Origin of the sequence: Geobacillus zalihae (assembly GCF_030414215.1) — a bacterium.
In the GTDB taxonomy this organism is placed as follows: domain Bacteria; phylum Bacillota; class Bacilli; order Bacillales; family Anoxybacillaceae; genus Geobacillus; species Geobacillus zalihae.
Window position 1 is genome coordinate 1,222,086 of the sequence record NZ_CP129217.1, and the last position, 19,804, is coordinate 1,241,889.

20 protein-coding genes are annotated in these 19,804 nt (G+C 55.9%); 18 read left to right on the forward strand and 2 right to left on the reverse strand.

What is annotated here, in order from left to right:
• Positions 1-133 precede the first annotated feature (133 nt).
• The 11 genes from miaA to QWV57_RS06335 all read left to right on the forward strand — a co-directional run bounded on the left by miaA (position 134) and on the right by QWV57_RS06335 (position 12,076).
• Entirely contained in the window at positions 134-1,081 is a 948-nt protein-coding gene (gene miaA / locus QWV57_RS06285; RefSeq protein WP_042382102.1) for a tRNA (adenosine(37)-N6)-dimethylallyltransferase MiaA, read from the forward strand.
• Positions 1,082-1,115: 34 nt separating this feature from the next.
• Positions 1,116-1,343, forward strand: a complete 228-nt coding sequence (gene hfq, locus QWV57_RS06290; protein ID WP_011230812.1) for an RNA chaperone Hfq — start codon at positions 1,116-1,118, stop codon at positions 1,341-1,343.
• 333 nt (positions 1,344-1,676) lie between these two features.
• Positions 1,677-2,609: a stage V sporulation protein K gene (gene spoVK, locus QWV57_RS06295; protein ID WP_020756046.1), complete on the forward strand. Its 933-nt coding sequence runs from the start codon at positions 1,677-1,679 to the stop codon at positions 2,607-2,609.
• Positions 2,610-2,776: 167 nt separating this feature from the next.
• Complete coding sequence (locus QWV57_RS06300; RefSeq protein WP_081212774.1) at positions 2,777-4,351, forward strand: fatty acid--CoA ligase; 1,575 nt, start codon at positions 2,777-2,779, stop codon at positions 4,349-4,351.
• Positions 4,352-4,376: 25 nt separating this feature from the next.
• Complete coding sequence (locus tag QWV57_RS06305; protein ID WP_060788117.1) at positions 4,377-5,522, forward strand: acyl-CoA dehydrogenase family protein; 1,146 nt, start codon at positions 4,377-4,379, stop codon at positions 5,520-5,522.
• 14 nt (positions 5,523-5,536) lie between these two features.
• Positions 5,537-6,610 carry a CaiB/BaiF CoA transferase family protein gene (locus QWV57_RS06310; RefSeq protein ID WP_020756049.1) on the forward strand — a complete coding sequence of 358 codons (1,074 nt, stop codon included), beginning with the start codon at positions 5,537-5,539 and terminating at the stop codon, positions 6,608-6,610.
• A 3-nt stretch (positions 6,611-6,613) separates the two neighbouring features.
• Positions 6,614-8,233, forward strand: coding sequence for a long-chain fatty acid--CoA ligase (locus tag QWV57_RS06315; RefSeq protein ID WP_060788115.1), 1,620 nt, complete (start codon positions 6,614-6,616; stop codon positions 8,231-8,233).
• A gap of 14 nt (positions 8,234-8,247) precedes the next feature.
• Positions 8,248-9,099, forward strand: coding sequence for a 3-hydroxyacyl-CoA dehydrogenase family protein (locus QWV57_RS06320; protein WP_013145691.1), 852 nt, complete (start codon positions 8,248-8,250; stop codon positions 9,097-9,099).
• A 128-nt stretch (positions 9,100-9,227) separates the two neighbouring features.
• A complete protein-coding gene (locus tag QWV57_RS06325; RefSeq protein WP_174520673.1) occupies positions 9,228-10,379 on the forward strand; it encodes a thiolase family protein in 1,152 nt (383 codons plus the stop codon).
• Between the two features lie 149 nt (positions 10,380-10,528).
• A complete protein-coding gene (locus QWV57_RS06330) occupies positions 10,529-11,098 on the forward strand; it encodes a Uma2 family endonuclease (protein WP_020756055.1) in 570 nt (189 codons plus the stop codon).
• 99 nt (positions 11,099-11,197) lie between these two features.
• Positions 11,198-12,076: a DMT family transporter gene (locus QWV57_RS06335; RefSeq protein WP_081132761.1), complete on the forward strand. Its 879-nt coding sequence runs from the start codon at positions 11,198-11,200 to the stop codon at positions 12,074-12,076.
• A 322-nt stretch (positions 12,077-12,398) separates the two neighbouring features.
• Here QWV57_RS06335 and QWV57_RS06340 read toward each other — a convergent pair whose 3' ends face one another.
• A complete protein-coding gene (locus QWV57_RS06340; RefSeq protein WP_015374465.1) occupies positions 12,399-13,016 on the reverse strand; it encodes a trimeric intracellular cation channel family protein in 618 nt (205 codons plus the stop codon).
• 160 nt (positions 13,017-13,176) lie between these two features.
• On the opposite strand from QWV57_RS06340, the gene hflX reads away from it, so the two are divergent.
• The 4 genes from hflX (at position 13,177) to glnA (ending at position 17,561) form a co-directional block, all read left to right on the forward strand.
• The gene (gene hflX, locus QWV57_RS06345) at positions 13,177-14,424 is read left to right on the forward strand and encodes a GTPase HflX (protein ID WP_081133009.1); all 1,248 of its coding nucleotides are present in this window, start codon (positions 13,177-13,179) and stop codon (positions 14,422-14,424) included.
• Positions 14,425-14,437: 13 nt separating this feature from the next.
• Positions 14,438-15,709, forward strand: a complete 1,272-nt coding sequence (locus QWV57_RS06350; RefSeq protein WP_047818179.1) for a methionine gamma-lyase family protein — start codon at positions 14,438-14,440, stop codon at positions 15,707-15,709.
• Between the two features lie 76 nt (positions 15,710-15,785).
• A complete protein-coding gene (locus QWV57_RS06355) occupies positions 15,786-16,187 on the forward strand; it encodes a MerR family transcriptional regulator (RefSeq protein ID WP_081133006.1) in 402 nt (133 codons plus the stop codon).
• A gap of 39 nt (positions 16,188-16,226) precedes the next feature.
• On the forward strand, positions 16,227-17,561 hold the full coding sequence (gene glnA, locus QWV57_RS06360; RefSeq protein WP_033006260.1) for a type I glutamate--ammonia ligase: 1,335 nt from the start codon (positions 16,227-16,229) through the stop codon (positions 17,559-17,561).
• Positions 17,562-17,624: 63 nt separating this feature from the next.
• On the opposite strand, the gene lexA is transcribed toward glnA, so the two are convergent.
• Positions 17,625-18,248 carry a transcriptional repressor LexA gene (gene lexA, locus QWV57_RS06365; protein ID WP_011230827.1) on the reverse strand — a complete coding sequence of 208 codons (624 nt, stop codon included), beginning with the start codon at positions 18,246-18,248 and terminating at the stop codon, positions 17,625-17,627.
• A gap of 151 nt (positions 18,249-18,399) precedes the next feature.
• Here lexA and yneA point away from each other — a divergent pair, with 151 nt between their 5' ends.
• The 3 genes from yneA (at position 18,400) to QWV57_RS06380 (ending at position 19,738) form a co-directional block, all read left to right on the forward strand.
• Positions 18,400-18,705 carry a cell division suppressor protein YneA gene (yneA, locus tag QWV57_RS06370; protein ID WP_033006263.1) on the forward strand — a complete coding sequence of 102 codons (306 nt, stop codon included), beginning with the start codon at positions 18,400-18,402 and terminating at the stop codon, positions 18,703-18,705.
• Between the two features lie 19 nt (positions 18,706-18,724).
• Positions 18,725-19,378, forward strand: a complete 654-nt coding sequence (locus QWV57_RS06375; RefSeq protein ID WP_015374471.1) for a YneB family resolvase-like protein — start codon at positions 18,725-18,727, stop codon at positions 19,376-19,378.
• 129 nt (positions 19,379-19,507) lie between these two features.
• Complete coding sequence (locus QWV57_RS06380; RefSeq protein WP_013145682.1) at positions 19,508-19,738, forward strand: DUF896 domain-containing protein; 231 nt, start codon at positions 19,508-19,510, stop codon at positions 19,736-19,738.
• Positions 19,739-19,804: the final 66 nt, after the last annotated feature.

Here is a 19,804-nt window from a genome sequence, read left to right on the forward strand (position 1 = left end):
GATTTTTCGCGTTGCCATGTATAAAACGATTTGTGGATGGCGAAAACGTATGAAAGAAATGGTTCCATGCACAGCTGTTTTTATGTATAATGATGGTTGACACAAGTCCCACAACAGAAAGCAGTGACGCGCTATGGCTGAAAAAGTCGCCGTCATCGTCGGGCCGACGGCGGTCGGCAAAACGAAGCTCGGCATCGCGTTGGCGAAAAAGCTGGGCGGAGAGGTCATCAGCGGCGATTCGATGCAAATTTATAAAGGGATGGACATTGGCACGGCGAAAGTGAAGCCCGATGAGATGGAAGGAATCCCGCATCATTTGCTGGACATCAAAGAGCCGTGCGAACCGTTTTCCGTCGTCGAATTTCAGCGGCTTTGCCGTGCGCTCATCACCGAGATTTCGGCGCGCGGCCGGTTGCCGATCATCGTCGGCGGCACCGGGCTGTACATTCAGGCAGCCCTTTACGATTACCAATTTTCCGCCGCCCCTTCCGACGAAGCGTACCGCCGGGCGCTCAAACAGCTGGCGGCCGAGCAAGGAGCCGAAGCGCTTCACCGGCGGCTTGAGGCGGTTGATCCAATAAGTGCGGCCCGCATTCATCCGCACAACATCCGCCGCGTCATCCGCGCCTTAGAAGTGTATCATTGCACCGGGAAGCCGTTCAGCGAGTGGCAGCAAGGGCAGTCAAAGCGGCTTTTGTATGAGGCGGCCATCGTTGGCTTGACGGCGGAGCGGGAGGCGCTTTACCGCCGCATCAACGAGCGGGTCGATGAGATGATCGCCGCAGGGTTGATCGAAGAGGCGAGAGCGCTTTATGACCGCGGCCTGCGCGACTGCCAGGCGGTGCAAGCCATCGGCTACAAGGAGCTGTACGACTATTTTGACGGCCGCGTTTCCCTTGATGAAGCGATCGAGCAGCTGAAACAAAATTCGCGCCGCTATGCGAAACGGCAGCTCACTTGGTTTCGCAACCAAATGCCGGTGAAATGGTTTGACATGACCGACGCCGAGCAGTTCGCCGCCAAGGTGCAGGAAATTTCTCGCTATGTAGCAGGAAAGCTTCAACTTGAAGCGAATATATAAGTATATCCTTAGAGAGAAAAGAGGAGGACGTTTGATGAAAAATACGATCAATATTCAAGACCAGTTTTTAAACCAGCTGCGCAAAGAGGGCATTCAAGTGACCGTCTTCTTATTGAACGGCTTCCAACTGCGCGGGTACATTAAAGGGTTTGACAACTTCACCGTACTTTTGGAAGTGCAAGGAAAACAACAGCTCATTTACAAGCACGCCATTTCGACGTTTGCGCCGGAGCGGAACATCCATTTTGAAACCGAACAGTAAGACCGACGGTACATATGCCGCCGAAAAAAGGCGCCTTCCTTCGCGGAGGGCGCTTTTTGCCATTTTCCGTTTTCCTTCCGCGCCCGCTATTTGATCGACAAGCTCCTGCGTCACCCGAAGGGAAGTGAGGGACGAGGTGAATTCAGGCGTAAACCGCCGCTTTTGTGAATAAACATATACAAACTTTTTCCGCTATAGCCGACCCGCTGTTCGCTTGGGCGATTGTCACGGATCGGCGGCGGCGTACGTATACTAATAGCAAAAGCGCGAGGCGCCGGCAGCGAATGCGGAACGTGTGCGGATGGCAGAAAACGGGAAGCGAGGTGACGCCCTTTGTCGGAATTGACGATGAACAAGGCGAAAGGGCAAATCAACATCGTGTTGAACTCCAAAACGGTAAACCATTTAGTGAAAGAAGAGAGAAACGACTGGCTCGATGGCGAAGAGCATCAGGCGCTTCGCAACATCCAGAAAGAACTTGACCAATTGATCGGGCTCGATCATGTCAAAAAAATTGTCAAGGAAATTTACGCCTGGCTGTACATTAACCGGATGCGCAAAGAAAACGGCTTAAAAGCGAACCGCCAGGCGCTCCATATGATTTTTAAAGGCAATCCCGGCACCGGCAAAACGACGGTGGCGCGCTTGCTCGGCAAGCTGTTTTTTGAGATGAACGTGCTGTCCAAAGGGCATTTCATCGAGGCGGAGCGGGCCGATTTGGTCGGAGAGTACATCGGGCATACGGCGAGCAAAACGCGCGATTTGATCAAAAAAGCGCGCGGCGGAATTTTGTTCATCGATGAAGCGTATTCGCTCGCCCGCGGGGGCGAAAAAGATTTCGGCAAAGAAGCGATTGACACGCTTGTCAAAGGGATGGAAGACTATTGCGACGACTTGGTTGTGATTTTGGCCGGCTATCCGAAAGAAATGGACTATTTTTTATCGTTGAACCCAGGGTTGCCGTCGCGCTTTCCGCTGACGATCGAGTTTCCGGACTATACCGTCGAAGAGCTCGTGCAAATCGCCAAACAAATGCTGCGCGAACGCGAGTATGAAATGACGCCGGAAGCGGAGCGGAAACTGTACATTCATCTCGAAGGGACGCTGGAAGCGACCGGCCGCCTCAAGTTCAGCAACGGCCGCTATGTGCGCAATTTGATCGAAAAAGCGATCCGCAAGCAGGCGGTCCGTCTTCTGCACGAAGGGCGCTATGACAAAAAAGAGCTGATGACGATCCGCGACCGCGATTTCGTCTTCCATGCGTAAAACGAAAGGGGTCTCCTTTTCGTTTTTTTTTGTGCCGTAAAAAGAGGAATGCCGGCCAAAAGAGCGAATACATAAACAACGGGGGCATATGCACTAAATTATTTGAATTGTCTGTCTATGGGATCCGCCCGCCCTCTGTCGAGACACGAAAAAGGGGGAGAAGGCGTTTGTACGTGACGATTGGAGAGATGTTTTCCCAAACAGTGCGAAAGTTTCCGGACCGGGAAGCGGTTGTCGAAGTGGCGACCGGGCGCCGCTATACGTACGCCGAATGGGAGCGGGAGGTCAACCGGTGGGCGAACGCGTTTTTGGAAGCGGGCGTCCGCAAAGGAGACCGCGTTTCGACGGTGCTGTACAATACGCTTGAGCTCGCGACCGCTTTGTTTGCCTGCGCCAAAATCGGCGCGGTGTTCAATCCGATCAACTTTCGGCTGAGGGCGGAAGAAATTGCCTATATTTTGATGGACGCCGAGCCGAAAATTGTGCTGTTTGAACGGGCGGTGGAACCGGAACTTGCCGCGATTCACAGCCGTTTCCCGCACGTGTCATTTTGGTCGATCGACCGCGATCCGCCGCCGTTTGCCAAAAACGCTCACGAGCAGGCCGCGCGGGCTGGAGAGGAAGCGCCGCGTGTTCATGTGGATGAGAGCGATCTTTATGCCATTATGTATACAAGCGGCACAACTGGGCGTCCAAAAGGAGTGATGCACCGTCACCGCGACATGATCGAGCAAAGCGTCATTTGCCATGGCGTCATGCGCATCCGCGAGACGGATCGCGGGCTGGCGGCAGCGCCGCTGTTCCATTGCGCCGAGCTGCATTGCTGCTTGCTGCCGCGCGTGCATGCCGGAGCGGCGAGCGTCATTTTGCACCATTTTGACGCCAAGCTCGTGCTTGAAACGATCGAACGGGAGCGGATTACGATCCTATTCGGAGCCCCAACGATGTGGAACATGATCTTGCAGGAGAATGTAAGCGGTTACGATTTATCTTCGCTTCGCCTCGGCCTATACGGCGCCGCTCCGATGGCTCCAGCCCTTGTCAGGCAATGCCAAGAGCGGCTCGGCATCGAGCTGATTCAAGCGTACGGCATGACGGAAATGGGGCCGGCGGTGACGTTTTTGTTGGAAGACGAGCAGCTGAAAAAAGCCGGTTCCGCTGGACGCGCCTGCCTGAACCATGAGATCCGCGTCGTCCGCGCGCGTGAAGACGGGCCGTCCGACCCAGACGATGTGCTGCCGCCATATGAAGTCGGTGAAATTGTGATGCGCGGGCCGTGCATGATGGCCGGCTACTACAAGCGCGAGGAAGCGACGGAAAAAGCGTTGTACAAAGGTTGGTATCATTCCGGTGACCTCGGCTACCTTGATGAAGACGGCTACTTGTATGTCGCCGACCGGGTCGATGACATGGTGATCAGCGGCGGGGAAAACGTCTATCCGCGCGAAGTCGAGGACGTGTTGTACGAGCATCCGAAAGTGCTTGATGTCGCTGTGCTCGGCGAGCCGGATGAGCTGTGGGGCGAAAAGGTCGTTGCGTTTGTCGTCAAAAAGGACATCAGCCTCACCGCCGATGAGCTCGAGCAGTTTTGCAAAACGAGCGACCGCCTTGCTCCGTACAAACGTCCGCGCGCCTACTATTTCATCGATGCTCTGCCCCGCAACGCGAGCGGGAAAATCCAAAAGTTTTTGCTGCGCGAACAGCTGAAAAAACAGGCGGCGGGCGGAACAGAGAAAAAGTGACCGAACAGAAGAGAGGGATGAACGGGTGACGGCTCGCTATTTGCGTGAGGAGCACCATATGTTCCGCGCGGCGTTTCGCAAGTTTTTGGAAAAAGAAGCGTACCCGCATTATAACGATTGGGAGAAGCGCGGCATCATTCCGCGTTCGTTTTGGGCGAAGATGGGCGAGAACGGCTTTCTTTGCCCCTGGGTCGATGAGAAGTATGGGGGTCTAAACGCCGATTTTGCCTATTCGGTTGTCATTAACGAAGAACTAGAAAAAGTTGGATCGAGCCTCGTCGGCATCGGCTTGCACAACGACATTGTCACGCCGTATATCGCATCGTACGGAACGGAGGAGCAAAAACAAAAATGGCTGCCAAAATGCGTCACCGGCGAGCTCATCACGGCGATCGCCATGACCGAGCCAGGCGCCGGTTCGGATTTGGCGAACATTTCAACGACGGCCATCAAAGACGGCGATTATTACATCGTCAACGGACAAAAAACGTTTATCACGAACGGCATTCATGCCGACTTGATCGTCGTCGCCTGCAAAACCGATCCGCAGGCAAAGCCGCCGCACCGCGGCATCAGCCTGCTTGTCGTGGAGCGGGATACGCCGGGGTTTACGCGCGGCCGGAAGCTTGAGAAAGTCGGGCTGCACGCCCAAGATACCGCTGAGCTGTTTTTCCAAGATGCGAAAGTGCCGGCGCATAACTTGCTCGGCGAAGAAGGAAAAGGTTTTTACTATTTGATGGAAAAGCTCCAGCAGGAGCGGCTCGTTGTCGCCATTGCCGCCCAAACGGCGGCGGAAGTGATGTTTTCCTTGACGAAGCAATATGTCAAACAGCGCACGGCGTTCGGCAAACGGGTGAGCGAGTTTCAGACCGTCCAGTTCCGCCTTGCCGAGATGGCGACGGAAATCACCCTTGGCCGCGCGTTTGTCGACCGTGTCATCGAGGAGCATATGGCAGGAAAACAGATCGTCACCGAAGTGTCGATGGCGAAATGGTGGATTACCGAGATGGCCAAACGCGTCGCCGCCGAGGCGATGCAGCTGCACGGCGGCTACGGCTATATGGAAGAATACGAGATTGCCCGGCGCTATCGCGACATTCCCGTAAGCGCCATCTACGCCGGGACGAACGAGATGATGAAAACGATCATCGCCCGGCAGCTAGATTTGTAGAGAGAGGGAAAGACATGCTTCATGGCATTGTAGTCGTTGATTTTTCCCATTACTTGCCCGGCCCGTTTGCCAGCTGGCGGCTCGCGCAGCTCGGAGCGGACGTCATCAAAATCGAGCCGCCGTCCGGCGACCGGCTGCGCCCGTTCGCCGAGGGCCGGTTGTTTGCCGCCTATAACGCCGGTAAACAAAGCATCGCTCTTGATTTAAAGACGGAGGCGGGGCGCGAGCAAGCCCGGCGGCTCGCCGCCCGCGCCGATGTGGTGATCGAAAGCTTCCGCCCCGGGGTGATGGCGCGGCTTGGGCTCGGTTATGACGATATGTGCCGCATGAACGAACAAATCATCTATTGCTCGATCAGCGGCTTCGGTCAACAGAGCGGCCGCTCATTGCTTGGCAGCCATGATTTAAACTATATGGCGCTCTCCGGCTTATTGGCGCAGCTGGCCGATGAACGCGGCCGACCGGTTCATCCGAAGATCACGCTTGCCGATTTTATCGGCGGCATGGCGGCGGCCGAGCGCGTGTTGGCGGCGCTGTTTGCCCGCGAGCGGACCGGCAAGGGGGCTTATCTTGACGTCTCGCTTGTGGACGGATTGGTCGCGATGATGGCTGGCCATTTTGCCATTGAACACGGCGGTGGGCCGAAGACCGGTCTTTCCGAGTTGTCTGGGGAGGTGGTGTGCTATCAGCTGTACGAGACAAAAGACGGCCGTTATATGAGTTTAGCGGCGCTCGAGCCGCACTTTTGGCGGCGGTTTTGCGAGGCGGTCGGCCATCCGGAATGGACGGAGGCGCAATGGGCGCCGGCGCGATCGGGGGAAGCCGTATATGACGAGCTCGCCGCCTTGTTCCGTGAAAAGACATTGGATGAGTGGAGCGCGTTCGCCGAAGCGGTCGACGTCTGCCTTGCCCCGGTGCTGGAGACGGGTGAGGCGAAGGCGCTGTTTGCTGACAGCCGGCTCCGCCATCTCGTTCGGCTGCAGCCGGGCGGCGTGTGGACGGCCGCACATGGGCCGGACGGCCAATGGGGCGGCGGGGAGCCGCCTAAAGTCAATGAACATGCGCATTTGGTAAAGGGGGAGGAATAACCGATGATGAAAACACCGTTAAACATTTCCATGATGCTTGAGCGGGCGGAGTTGTTTTTCCCAAAAAAGCAAGTCGTTTCGCGCATGAAAGGCGGCATCGTCCGCCATACATACAAGGAGATCGGCGAGCGGACGCGCAGGCTGTCAAGCGTGTTGAAGCGGATCGGGGTGGAAGTCGGCGACCGCGTTGGCACGTTCGCTTGGAATCATCACCGCCATTTGGAAGCGTATTTTGCCATTCCCGGCATCGGGGCGGTGCTCCATACGATCAACATCCGCCTTTCGCCGCAGCATATCGCTTACATCATCAACCACGCCGATGACCGTGTGCTGCTGATCGATGATGATTTGCTGCCGGCAATTGAAGCGATCAAGGACGAGATCCCGAACGTACGCGCTTTCATCGTCATGACCGATGCCGACGAGCTGCCGGAAACGAAGCTCTCGCCGGTGTACCATTACGAGAAACTGCTTGCCGAGGGCGATCCAACATTTCCGTTCTTGAAAGACCTCGATGAATACCAACCGGCTGGTATGTGTTATACGTCGGCGACAACGGGAAATCCGAAAGGGGTTGTGTATACGCACCGCAGCACCGTCTTGCACGCGATGGCGTTAGGGCTGGCTGATACGCAAGGGTTATGCGAGCGCGATGTCGTCATGCCGGTCGTACCGATGTTCCATGTCAACGCGTGGGGGCTGCCGTTTGCCGCTACTTGGTTCGGTTCGACGATCGTCATGCCGGGTCCGGCGTTTACGCCGAAAGTGCTTGCCGAGCTGATTGACGCCGAACGAGTGACGATCACCGCTGGCGTGCCGACGATTTGGCTCGGGCTGTTGCAAGAGTTGGAGAAAGGAAACTATGACGTCAGCAGCCTGACGCGCGTCATTTGCGGCGGTTCAGCCGCGCCGAAAGGGATCATCCGCGCGTTTGAAGAAAAATACGGCATTCCGTTCATTCACGCGTACGGCATGACCGAAACGAGCCCGCTTGTGCTTGTCTCACGCCTGAAAAGCTATCAAGACGGGCTGTCGTACGAGGAGAAACTTGATGTTCGCGCCAAGCAAGGGCTGCTTGCGCCGGGGCTTGAGATGAAAGTGATCGGCCAAAACGGGCCGGTTCGCTGGGACGGCCAGGAAATGGGCGAGCTTTGCTTGCGCGGTCCGTGGATTGCGGCCGAGTATTACAACGATGAGAGAACGAACGAAGCATTTCGCGATGGCTGGCTCCATACCGGCGATGTCGTCACCGTGGACGAAGAAGGGTTTGTGAAAATTGTCGACCGGACGAAGGATGTCATTAAAAGCGGCGGCGAATGGATTTCATCGGTTGATTTGGAGAATGCGCTTATGGCCCATGAGGCGGTGTTCGAAGCGGCGGTCGTCGCTGTGCCGCATCCGAAATGGCAAGAGCGCCCGATTGCCTGCGTCGTGCTGAAAGAAGGCAAAAGCGTGACAAAAGAAGAGCTGTACGACTTTTTGCGCCCGCAATTTACAAAATGGTGGCTGCCGGATGACATTGTGTTTCTCGATGAAATTCCGAAAACGAGCGTCGGCAAGTTTTTGAAGCGGAAACTGCGCGATGAGATGGCAGCGCGCTATGCCGATGCGGCGAAGGAGTAAAGGAGGCGGACACCGTGGCAGACACCATTGCGGTCATCGGCGCCGGGGTGATGGGAAGCGGCATCGCGCAAACGGCGGCGATGGCGGGAAAAACGGTGTATTTATATGACGTGTCCGAAGCGGCCTTGCAAAATGGGCTCGCTTCGGCGGAAAAAAGCTTGCGCCGCTTTGTCAAAACCGGCGGGCTGTCCGAGCCGGAAGCGCGAGCGGCGCTCGGGCGCATCCGCTCGACCGTCGATTTGGCCGAAGCGGTGCGCGGGGCGGATGTCGTCATCGAAGCCGTGCCGGAAAACTTGGCGCTGAAAAAAGACGTGTTTCAGCAGCTTGATCAACTGGCGAAGCCGGACGCCATTTTAGCGACCAACACATCCGAGCTGAGCGTCACGGCGCTTGCCGCCGCGACGAAGCGGCCGGAAAACGTCATCGGCATGCATTGGTTCAATCCGGCGCCAGTGATGAAGTTGATCGAAATTGTGAAAGGTGAGACGACTTCTGACGACACAGTCGACGCCATCCGTCGGCTGTCTGTGGAGCTTGGCAAAGAAACGGTCGTCGTGAAAGACCGGCAAGGATTTGTGACGACAAGAGCGATCGCCGCTCATATGATCGAGTGCATCCGCATGTACGAAGAGGGAGTAGCCTCTGTGGAAGACATCGATAAAGCGGTGCGCCTTGGGCTCAATTACCCGATGGGTCCCTTTGAGCTCGCCGACATGGTCGGGCTTGATACGCTCCTGTTTGTGAGTGAAAACATGACGGAAGCATACGGCGACCGGTTCCGGGCGCCGCAGCTTTTGCGCAAGCTCGTTGAAGCCGGGCATTTAGGGCGGAAAACAGGGAAAGGGTTCTATACGTATGCAAAATGAACAAGCGCCTCTCACGGAGAGGTGGACAGAAACGGGCTCGTTTGGCGGCGCCGCGGTGCATCGTTGGATACAACGGTGCGGCTGCGCCGTCAAGGCGTGGCGTTGACAACATCAACAAGGAGGAGAAAATGGTGCGTGAAGCGGTGATTGTGGAAGCCGTCAGGACGCCGGTCGGCAAGCGAAACGGCGTCTTCCGGGATGTTCATCCGGTGCATCTTGCCGCGGTGGTGCTCGATGAAGTCGTGCGCCGGGCGGGCATTGAGAAACGGATGGTCGAAGACATCGTCATGGGCTGCGTGACGCCGATCGCCGAACAAGGGTACAACATCGGCCGGCTGGCGGCGCTCGAGGCCGGATTCCCGATCGAAGTGCCGGCCGTGCAAATCAACCGAATGTGCGGCTCGGGGCAGCAGGCGATTCATTTCGCCGCCCAGGAAATCCGCTCTGGCGATATGGATGTCACGATCGCCGCCGGAGTCGAAAGCATGACGAAAGTGCCGATTTTAAGCGATGGCAACGAGCAGACGATTCCGCCGTCGCTTCATGAAAAATACGAATTCATCCACCAGGGCGTCTCGGCTGAGCGGATCGCCAAAAAATACGGCCTGACGCGCGCGGAGCTGGATGCCTATGCCTACGAAAGCCATCGGCGCGCCTTGGCCGCCTTGCGCGAGGGGAAATTTCGCGCCGAAATCGTTCCGGTGAAAGGGCTTGACCGCGATGGCCGCGAAATCCTTGTCACCGATGATGAAGGGCCGCGGGCCGATACATCACCGGAAGCGCTCGCCGCGCTCAAGCCGGTGTTTCAAGAAGACGGCGTCATCACCGCCGGCAATGCGAGCCAAATGAGCGACGGGGCGGCTGCTGTGCTTTTGATGGAACGGGAGGCGGCGAGGCGGTTCGGACTGAAGCCGAAAGCGCGCATTGTCGCGCAAACGGTCGTCGGCTCCGACCCAACGTATATGCTGGATGGCGTCATCCCGGCGACGAGGCAAGTATTGAAAAAAGCCGGCCTCACGATCGACGACATCGACCTTATTGAAATCAATGAAGCGTTCGCCCCGGTCGTGCTCGCTTGGCAAAAGGAAATCGGCGCTCCGCTTGAGAAGGTGAATGTCAACGGCGGCGCCATTGCGCTTGGCCATCCGCTCGGCGCCACCGGTGCGAAGCTCATGACATCGCTCGTTCACGAACTGGAACGGCGCGGCGGCCGCTATGGGCTATTGACGATTTGCATCGGCCACGGGATGGCGACGGCGACGATCATCGAACGGGAGTAAGGGCAACGTGCGGAAAAACATTTGTGTGACACACGCTCGACAGCGGGGGCGCCCGCTGTTTTTTCTTTCGTGACGGGAACATAAAAGTATGGGACGGAGCCAGTGCCGTGTGATAAGATGAAAGAAAAGAAAGTGAAAGGGGAAGCGCAGTGCAGAAGGAGAAGCCGTTTTACACGTATCGCGACATTGAACATTGGGAAGGAAATTGGGAACTGATCGATGGCGTTCCCTATTTATTGGCGTCTCCGTCGTTTGAGCACCAGTATGTGGTCGGACAACTGCACCTTGCATTGGCTTCGCATTTTCAGGCGCGCGGCTGTCATGTTATTCTTGCCCCGTTTAATGTTCAGCTTGATCCTGAAGAGCCGGAACGGATGGCGAAAACGGTTGTTCAGCCGGATTTATCAGTCGTTTGTCGGGTTGAGCAAATCGGGAATCGGCGAATGAAAGGGGCTCCCGATCTCGTTGTGGAAGTGCTGTCGCCAAGCACCGCCCTGCGCGATCGAAACCAGAAATACTATTTATACGAAAAATATGGGGTGCATGAATATTGGATGGTAGACCCCAGCAATCGAACGATCGAAGTGCTCAGCTGGCAAGATGGACGATTCGAGCAGCGAGCGGTTTTCGGGCCAAGCGATGAGTTGGTTTCGTTTTGGCAACCGGATTTGACGGTTTCGCTCGCCCCCGTGTTTCCTCCGGAAGAAAGCGATGTGTAGCTGATGGAGAACAGCCTTGTTTGACTGCCATCTCTGGAAATAACGGCTTCGCCTTTGATGTCAGCAGCAGAAAGAAGAACGCATAGGGGGATCGATGCCATGAAACAACCTGTTCTCGCTTCCTTGTGTTTATCGCTTGCTGCCAGCATTTGGGGCGGGATGTACGTCGTGAGCAAATACGTGTTGGACTACATTCCGTCGTTTACGCTCGTCTGGCTGCGCTACGCCGTTGCCTTGATTGTGCTCGGTGCCATCGCCGCGGTGAAACGCGAGCGCCCGCCGAAAAACGGGCGTGATTGGGGAATGGTCATCGCGATCGGAATCATCGGCTACGTCGTTTCTATTTCCTTGCAGTTTGTCGGCACGAAATGGTCGAACGCCCATACTGCTTCGCTCATTACCGCCTCAACGCCGGCGTTTGTCGTCTTGTTTGCCCGCTGGCTGCTTGGCGAGGCGCTTACATGGCGGAAAATGGCCGCGCTGCTACTGGCGACAGCGGGTGTCATCGTCATCGTTGGCCTCGGGGGCAGCGGGGAGTCGACGTTCGCTGGAAATATGGCGTTAGTCGGCGCGGCGATCACTTGGGCGCTGTTGTCGGTGCTGGTGAAAATGGCGTCAGCTCGCCTGTCCGTGTTTTCGGTCACTACGTATGCCATTTTTGTGGCATTCATTGGCATGACCCCGATGATGTTCGCCGAAGGGCCAGGGCTTGCCGCGAGCCATTGGAGCGTTCCCGTCGCCCTTGGAGTGTTGTATCTTGGCGTTGTATCGACGGCGGGGGCATTTTTTCTTTGGAACAAAGGGATGGAAATGATCGACGCCGGCGTCGGCTCGCTCTTTTTCTTTTTCCAGCCGCTTGTCGGCTCGCTCTTTGGCTGGCTGCTGTTGCATGAGGAGCTCACCGCCTCGTTTTGGCTTGGTGAGGCGCTGATCGTTGCTGGGGTGGTCGTGGCGGTGCGAAGCGGGCAAAGCGCGTAAAGGAAAGCGTCAGCAAACTATATAGATGCAACGAAGAAGTTTAACATATCCTTGACGGAAAAGCGGTTTTCCCCTTTTCGACTGTCGGAGGAAAGCCACAGGCTTCTCCGTCACGCCTTGGCGTGACGGAGGACCGAACAACCGCCTGCTTCACAGACCCATATATGGGTCTTTAAGCGGCGTTGTTCGGTCACTCGACAGTCGGATGAAATGACCGGTAAAAAAGAAAAATGGCAAAGCTTTAAATTGCATCTATATAAAAGCGAGGAGCCGCCTATCTTTTCGTACGAATCAATGAGTAGATGTTGTTTTTGCCGTTTGATCATTGCTCGCCCGCTTTTTCTCCAACCGCCCGCCGCGGCAGCTTCCAACCGTATGTGTACGACAAAATGCGGAGGGCGGCGACGACAATCAACAGCACATACAGCTCCATGGGCGATTCGGCCCATTTCAGCCCAACGGCGAGACCGGCGAGAATGGCCCAGGCGGCATAAATTTCTGCGCGCAACACGAGCGGCTTTCTTCCCGCCAACACGTCACGGATCATGCCGCCGCCGCTTCCGGTCAACACCGCGGCGACGATGACCGCGCTTAATGGATGCCCCATGTTGACGGCATGCAGCGCCCCTTGAATGGCGAACGCGGACAACCCAAGGGCGTCAAAAAAGTTGCCCCACCGCTTCCACGGCGGCAGCATTTGCTTTGGGAACAAATACACAACTGTCATGGCCGCCAAAGCGACAAGAAAGAGCGGCTGCTGTTCCCATAACGCCGACACGGGGACCCCGATCAACAAATTGCGCACCGCCCCGCCGCCAAAAGCGGTGACAATCCCTAAAATGTACACCCCAAGCAAATCGTACTCCTCTTCCATCGCGACGATCGCCCCGCTGATGGCAAAGGCGATCGTGCCGATGATGCTCAATACTTCCCACGTCATTCGTGCTGTTCCTTTCCGTGTCGTGTTCTTGTATCATTGTAGAGGCAAAAGCGGCGGAAAATCAATCGTTTTTTTGGAACGAACTAGCAGACCGACGGTGGGATTTGGTATCATGAACGTAGAGAACATGTTCGCCGCGAGGGAAAGGAAGGGGGATGCCATGAGCCGTGAACAAGCGATCCTTGTCGGCTGCCAGCTCGCTGGTGTCGATGATGAACGGTTTCGCTATTCGATGGAGGAGCTCGCTTCGCTCGTTGCGACGGCGAACGGCGAGGTTGTGGCAGAGGTGACGCAAAAACGTGAAGCGCCGCACCCGGCGACGTATATCGGAAAAGGGAAAACGGAAGAGCTCGCCGCCATAGTCAAGCAGCTGGAACCGGACGTGGTTATTTTCAACAGCGAGCTCTCTCCAAGCCAAGCGCGCAATTTGACGAACATGCTTGGCGAGGTGAAAGTGATTGACCGGACGCAGCTCATTTTAGACATTTTTGCTCAGCGCGCCCGATCGAAAGAAGGAAAGCTGCAAGTCGAGCTCGCCCAGCTGGAGTATATGCTGCCGCGCCTTAGCGGCCAAGGGGAGGCGCTGTCTCGCTTGGGCGGCGGCATCGGCACGCGCGGTCCGGGGGAGACGAAGCTGGAGACCGACCGCCGTCACATTCGCCGCCGCATTGACGATATTAAAGGCGAACTTCGCCGGGTGGCTGAGCATCGCGAACGCTACCGCGAGCGCCGGCAAAAAAACCGCGCCTTTCAAGTGGCGCTTGTCGGCTATACGAACGCCGGCAAGTCGACGATTTTCAACCGGCTGACCGCCGCCGATTCGTTCGAGGAAAACTTGCTGTTTGCCACGCTCGACCCGTTGACGCGCAAATGCGTCTTGCCATGCGGCTATACGGTGCTTCTCACCGATACGGTCGGGTTCATCCAAGACTTGCCGACGACGCTTGTCGCTGCGTTTCGCTCGACGCTTGAAGAAGTGAAGGAAGCGGATTTATTGCTTCACGTCGTCGATTCGTCGCATCCGGACTACGCCGAGCATGAGCGGACGGTATCGCGGCTCTTGGCGGAACTAGGGGCTTCTTCCATTCCGGCCGTCACCGTTTACAATAAAAGCGACCGGCAAACGCTGGAATTTCTCCCGACGACAACCGATGCGATCGTGATGAGCGCGCTCTCGGCTGCCGATGTCGACCGGCTCCGCCGCTTTATTGAAGAAGCGGTGAAACAGCAGATGGTTCATTATGACGTATCGATCCCGAGCGGGGAAGGAAAACTGCTCGCCCAGCTAAAATCGGACACCATTTTGCACGAATGGCATTATAATGAACAGGGGGGCACGTACGACTGTCAAGGGTACGTGCTGCCAGCGCACCCCTTGTATGGGGAATTGCAATCATTCCAACGGTAGAAAGGGTTCATCGATGTTTTGGACACAATGGAAACATGGGGAAATGATCGCTGCACTCGTTGAGGAAGTCGAACGGCAAATTGCGCCGATCCATCGGCGCATCGACCGGATTGTCGATGCGAACCAATATCGCGTGCTCGACAGTTTCCGCCGCCACCAAGTGAGCGACGGGCATTTCATTCCGTCGACCGGGTATGGCTATGACGATATCGGCCGCGATACGCTTGACCGCATTTACGCCGACGTATTCGGGGCGGAAGCGGGGCTTGTGCGCCCGCAAATCATCTCCGGCACGCACGCGATTGCCATCGCTTTGTTCGGCGTTTTGCGCCCGGGCGATGAACTGCTTTACATCACCGGCGCTCCGTACGATACGCTTGAGGAAATCGTTGGCATCCGCGGCCGCGGCGTCGGCTCGCTGAAAGAGTTCGGCATCCGCTACCGGAGCGTGCCGCTGGCGGAGGACGGTTCCGTTGACTTTCAAGCCGTTCGCGGCGCGCTCCACGAGCGGACGAAAATGATCGGCATTCAGCGCTCGCGCGGTTATGCGACACGTCCGTCGTTTACGGTGGATGAAATCGCGGAAATGATCGCTTTTGTCAAAGCGATTAAACCCGACGTCGTCGTGTTTGTCGACAACTGCTACGGCGAGTTTGTGGAGGAGAAAGAGCCGTGCCATGTCGGCGCCGATTTGATGGCCGGCTCGCTCATTAAAAACCCGGGCGGGGGCTTGGCGAAAACGGGCGGCTATATTGTCGGAAAGCAAAAATACGTCGAAGCATGCGCTTACCGGATGACCTCGCCGGGCATCGGAGCGGAAGTCGGTCCGTCACTGTATGCGTTGCCGGAGATGTACCAAGGGTTTTTCCTCGCCCCTCACATTGTCGGCCAGGCGCTCAAAGGAGCGGTGTTTACGGCGGCGATGCTCGAGCGCATCGGGCTTTCGACATCGCCGTCGTGGAAGGAGAAGCGCACGGACCTTGTGCAATCGGTCCGCTTTGACGATCCAGAACAAATGGTTGCTTTTTGTCAAGCCATCCAAGCCGCTTCTCCCGTCAACGCCCATTTTACCCCGCACCCAAGCGAGATGCCGGGCTATGAAGACAAAGTCATCATGGCGGCCGGCACGTTCGTGCAGGGCGCGAGCATCGAGCTGACGGCAGACGGGCCGCTGCGGCCCCCATATGTCGCCTACGTGCAAGGCGGGCTGACGTATTCACACGTCAAAATCGCCATTTGTTCAGCCGTCCACCGTCTGCTTGAGCAACAGCTCATTTGTTTGTGAGAAAATATGACGCATCATTGACTGTTTTCTTGACATTATGGTAAAATGAAGGTATCAAAAGCGAGGAGGAATTGGCATGAGCAGCCATATTCGTCGTTCCATGCCATTGTTTCCGATTGGGATCGTGATGCAGCTGACGGATCTATCGGCCCGCCAAATCCGCTATTACGAAGAGCACGGCCTCGTCACGCCAGCGCGCACGGAAGGCAACCGGCGGCTGTTTTCGCTCAATGACATTGACCGTTTGCTTGAAATTAAAGATTTAATCGACCAAGGCGTCAACCTGGCCGGCATTAAGCAACTTTTTGCCGCGCGGGAGGAAGGACGCCACCAGCAGGCGGAGAAAGTCGAAAAAGTAGGAAAACCGAAGCTGTCGGACGAAGAACTGCGCGAAATTTTGCGGAATGAATTGCTGCAGGCCGGGCGGTTCCAGCGCGCATCGCTTCGCCAAGGAGATCTCGCTCGCTTCTTTCATTAATGACGGAACATGATTTCCGAGCCGGGGAGGAGTTTGGACATGGCAAAATATACGCGTGACGACATTCTACACATCGTCAAAGAGGAAAATGTCAAGTACATCCGCCTGCAATTCACCGATATTTTGGGCACGATCAAAAACGTCGAAATTCCGATCAGCCAGCTGGAGAAAGCGCTTAACAACAAAATTATGTTTGACGGGTCGTCGATCGAAGGATTTGTCCGCATTGAAGAGTCGGATATGTATTTGTATCCGGACTTGGATACGTTCGTCATTTTCCCGTGGACCGCAGAAAAAGGGAAAGTCGCCCGCTTTATCTGCGACATTTACAACCCGGACGGCACGCCGTTTGAAGGCTGCCCACGCTACAACTTGAAGCGGATGCTGAAAGAGATGGAGGCGCTTGGCTTCAACGCCTTTAACTTAGGAGCTGAGCCTGAATTCTTCCTTTTCAAGCTTGACGAAAAAGGACACCCGACGATGGAGCTGAACGATCGCGGCGGCTATTTCGATTTGGCGCCGACCGATCTTGGGGAAAACTGCCGGCGCGACATTGTGCTCGAGCTTGAGGAAATGGGGTTTGAAATCGAAGCGTCCCATCATGAAGTCGCCCCGGGCCAGCATGAGATCGATTTTAAATACGCCCATGCGATTAAAGCGTGCGACGACATTCAAACGTTTAAGCTCGTCGTCAAAACGATCGCCCGCAAACATGGATTGCATGCGACCTTTATGCCGAAGCCGATTTTTGGGATTAACGGTTCAGGAATGCATTGCAACCTGTCGCTGTTCCGCAACGGTGAAAACGCCTTTTTCGATCCGAACGGCGACTTGCAGTTGAGCGATACGGCACGGCAGTTTATCGCCGGTGTGCTGAAGCATGCGCCGAACTTTACGGCGGTGACGAACCCGACCGTCAACTCGTACAAGCGGCTTGTTCCAGGCTATGAAGCGCCGTGCTACGTCGCTTGGTCGGCGCGCAACCGCAGCCCGCTCATCCGCATTCCAGCTTCGCGCGGCATGAGCACGCGCATTGAGGTGCGCAGCGTTGACCCGTCGGCCAACCCATACTTGGCCATGGCGGTGCTTTTAGCCGCTGGGCTTGACGGCATTCGCAACAAGCTCACTCCTCCGGCGCCAGTGGATCGAAACATTTACGTCATGACGAAAGAAGAACGGCTCGAAGAAGGCATTGTCGATTTGCCGGCAACGCTCTATGAAGCGTTGGAAAACTTGAAGTCCGATGAAGTGATGATTCACGCGCTCGGCAAACATTTATTCGAGCATTTCGTCGAAGCGAAAGAAATCGAGTGGGATATGTATCGGACAACGGTTCATCAATGGGAATTGGACCAATATATGGAACTCTACTGATTCATAAAAAAGCTGCCCCGTTTTTTTCAGGGCAGCTTTTTTATGGGCGCAGGCCGGCACGAGTCAGTCGAACAGGCGATAGACGCCGATCACTTTGCCGAGAATCGTGCAGTCGCGGACGATGATCGGCTCAAGATGGGCGTTTTCCGGCTGCAGGCGGATGTGGTCTTTTTCCTTGAAAAACCGCTTCACCGTCGCCTCGTTGTCTTCCGTCATGGCGACGACGATGTCGCCGTTGTTGGCCGATGACTGCTGGCGGACGATGACGTAGTCGCCGTCGAGAATGCCGGCTTCGATCATGCTGTCGCCCATCACTTCAAGCATAAACAGCTGCTCCTCGCCGGCGGCGAGCCGCTTCGGCAGCGGAAAGTAGCCTTCGATGTTTTCCACCGCTGTAATCGGTTGACCGGCCGTCACCTTGCCGATGATCGGCACCGAGATGATCTCCTCTTTTTCTCTCTCCTTGGCCATATCGTTGTCCAAAATTTCAATGGCGCGCGGCTTTGTCGGGTCGCGGCGGATGTACCCTTTGCTTTCTAGGCGCGCGAGATGCCCGTGGACCGTCGAACTTGACGCCAGTCCAACCGCTTCCCCAATTTCCCGCACCGACGGAGGATAGCCTTTTGTTTTTACTTCCTGTTTAATAAACTCTAAAATTTGCTGTTGTCGTTTTGACAGTTTCGTCATGGTTTCACACCTCTCGCCACATCATTTGCCTTCATTATACCATGCGGAAGACGAAAAAACAAACATAAGTTCGAGTTTTTTATTGACACAAACAAATGTTCTTGACTATAATGAAGGAAAGCGAACAAACATTCTAGAAAGGGTGGGGAGAATGGGGAGAACGTTGCTGCACTATGTTTTGTTTTCATTTTTGTTTGCGCTCGTGTTGGCAGGGTTCGTTTACGCCAGCAGCCCGGTCGATAAAAAAGAATACGTGACGATCACGGTCGCTCCCGGCGATACGCTTTGGGGGCTGGCAAAACAGTACGAACAGGAACACCATATGCCGCCTGATGAGTTCATCCGCTGGGTCGTCGATGTCAACCATTTGCCGAGCCCGCGTCTTGCCGCCGGTGAACAAATTGTCATTCCTGTGTTAAAATCAAAGCAGGGCGGCTCGGTGGCCGTCAATCAGTGATGGAAAGAAGGGATTGGCCATGAGGGCGGTCATTTACTGCCGAGTCAGCACGGACAAAGCTGAACAGGAAACGTCGCTCGCGAGGCAACGAGATGAGCTCGAGCGACTGGCGGCCGAGTGTGGATTTGAAGTCGTTAAAGTGATCGCCGAGCAGGCGAGCGGTTATGAAGCCGACCGCGACGGCGTGTTGGAGCTGCTTTCGCTTTGCGAGGAAGGCGAGGTCGATGTGCTGCTCATTCAAGATGAAACGCGGCTTGGGCGCGGCCATGCGCGCATGGCGGTGCTGCATTGCTTGAAAAAGCAAGGGGTGAAAATATACAGCGCCAGCCACCGCGGGGAGATGCCGCTGTCGGAGGCCGATGAGATGGTGTTATCCATCATCGCGATTGTCGAGGAGTACCAAAGAAAAATACATAACGCCAAAATTAAGCGTGGCATGCAGCGAGCCATCGCCAGCGGCTACCGACCGGAGCGGAACCTAAGGCGCCGGGGCGAAAACGCCGGGCGCGATCGAATTGATCTGCCGGTTGAGGAGATCGTCCGCTTGCGCGAGCGCGGACTGACGTTTGCCGATATCGCCGCGACGATGCGAAGCTTCGGTTACGAGGCGTCCAAGGCGACCGTCCATCGGCGTTACCAGGAATATATGGACGAGCAACAAAGGCGGCGTTGATCGTGTACTGCGCCTGACCCTAAAGCGGCGAGCGGGCAAAGGAAGCCAAGATGCCATCGTTGCCATCTTCCCGGTTGATCAGATAAGATAAAACAGAGTGAGAATATGGCAGATAGGAGAAGATGATCAATGCTTGCCAAACATAAATTAGCCCGCATCAATGAACTGGCGAAAAAAGCGAAAACGGCCGGCTTGTCGGCCGAAGAGGCCTTCGAGCAAGCGAAGCTGCGCCGTGAGTACATTCAAGCGTTCCGCAAGGCGATGACCGATATGCTCCATACAGTGACCGTCATTGACCCGAACGGCAACGACGTGACGCCGAAAAAATTAAAGGAAAGCCAGCGGCGGCGCTTCCATTAAACGGTCGAAAGAGGGGTGGCTCGGAAAATAACGTTGTACAAGCCGATCGATTTTCTATATGATAGT

Bases quoted from the DNA above. Each gene is read 5' to 3' on its own strand.
- miaA (WP_042382102.1), top strand. From the start codon at position 134: ATGGCTGAAAAAGTCGCCGTCATCGTCGGGCCGACGGCGGTCGGCAAA.
- hfq (WP_011230812.1), top strand. From the start codon at position 1,116: ATGAAAAATACGATCAATATTCAAGACCAGTTTTTAAACCAGCTGCGC.
- QWV57_RS06310 (WP_020756049.1), top strand. From the start codon at position 5,537: ATGCTTCATGGCATTGTAGTCGTTGATTTTTCCCATTACTTGCCCGGC.
- QWV57_RS06315 (WP_060788115.1), top strand. From the start codon at position 6,614: ATGATGAAAACACCGTTAAACATTTCCATGATGCTTGAGCGGGCGGAG.
- QWV57_RS06325 (WP_174520673.1), top strand. From the start codon at position 9,228: ATGGTGCGTGAAGCGGTGATTGTGGAAGCCGTCAGGACGCCGGTCGGC.
- QWV57_RS06335 (WP_081132761.1), top strand. From the start codon at position 11,198: ATGAAACAACCTGTTCTCGCTTCCTTGTGTTTATCGCTTGCTGCCAGC.
- QWV57_RS06340 (WP_015374465.1), bottom strand. From the start codon at position 13,016: ATGACGTGGGAAGTATTGAGCATCATCGGCACGATCGCCTTTGCCATC.
- hflX (WP_081133009.1), top strand. From the start codon at position 13,177: ATGAGCCGTGAACAAGCGATCCTTGTCGGCTGCCAGCTCGCTGGTGTC.
- QWV57_RS06350 (WP_047818179.1), top strand. From the start codon at position 14,438: ATGTTTTGGACACAATGGAAACATGGGGAAATGATCGCTGCACTCGTT.
- QWV57_RS06355 (WP_081133006.1), top strand. From the start codon at position 15,786: ATGAGCAGCCATATTCGTCGTTCCATGCCATTGTTTCCGATTGGGATC.
- glnA (WP_033006260.1), top strand. From the start codon at position 16,227: ATGGCAAAATATACGCGTGACGACATTCTACACATCGTCAAAGAGGAA.
- lexA (WP_011230827.1), bottom strand. From the start codon at position 18,248: ATGACGAAACTGTCAAAACGACAACAGCAAATTTTAGAGTTTATTAAA.
- yneA (WP_033006263.1), top strand. From the start codon at position 18,400: ATGGGGAGAACGTTGCTGCACTATGTTTTGTTTTCATTTTTGTTTGCG.
- QWV57_RS06375 (WP_015374471.1), top strand. From the start codon at position 18,725: ATGAGGGCGGTCATTTACTGCCGAGTCAGCACGGACAAAGCTGAACAG.
- QWV57_RS06380 (WP_013145682.1), top strand. From the start codon at position 19,508: ATGCTTGCCAAACATAAATTAGCCCGCATCAATGAACTGGCGAAAAAA.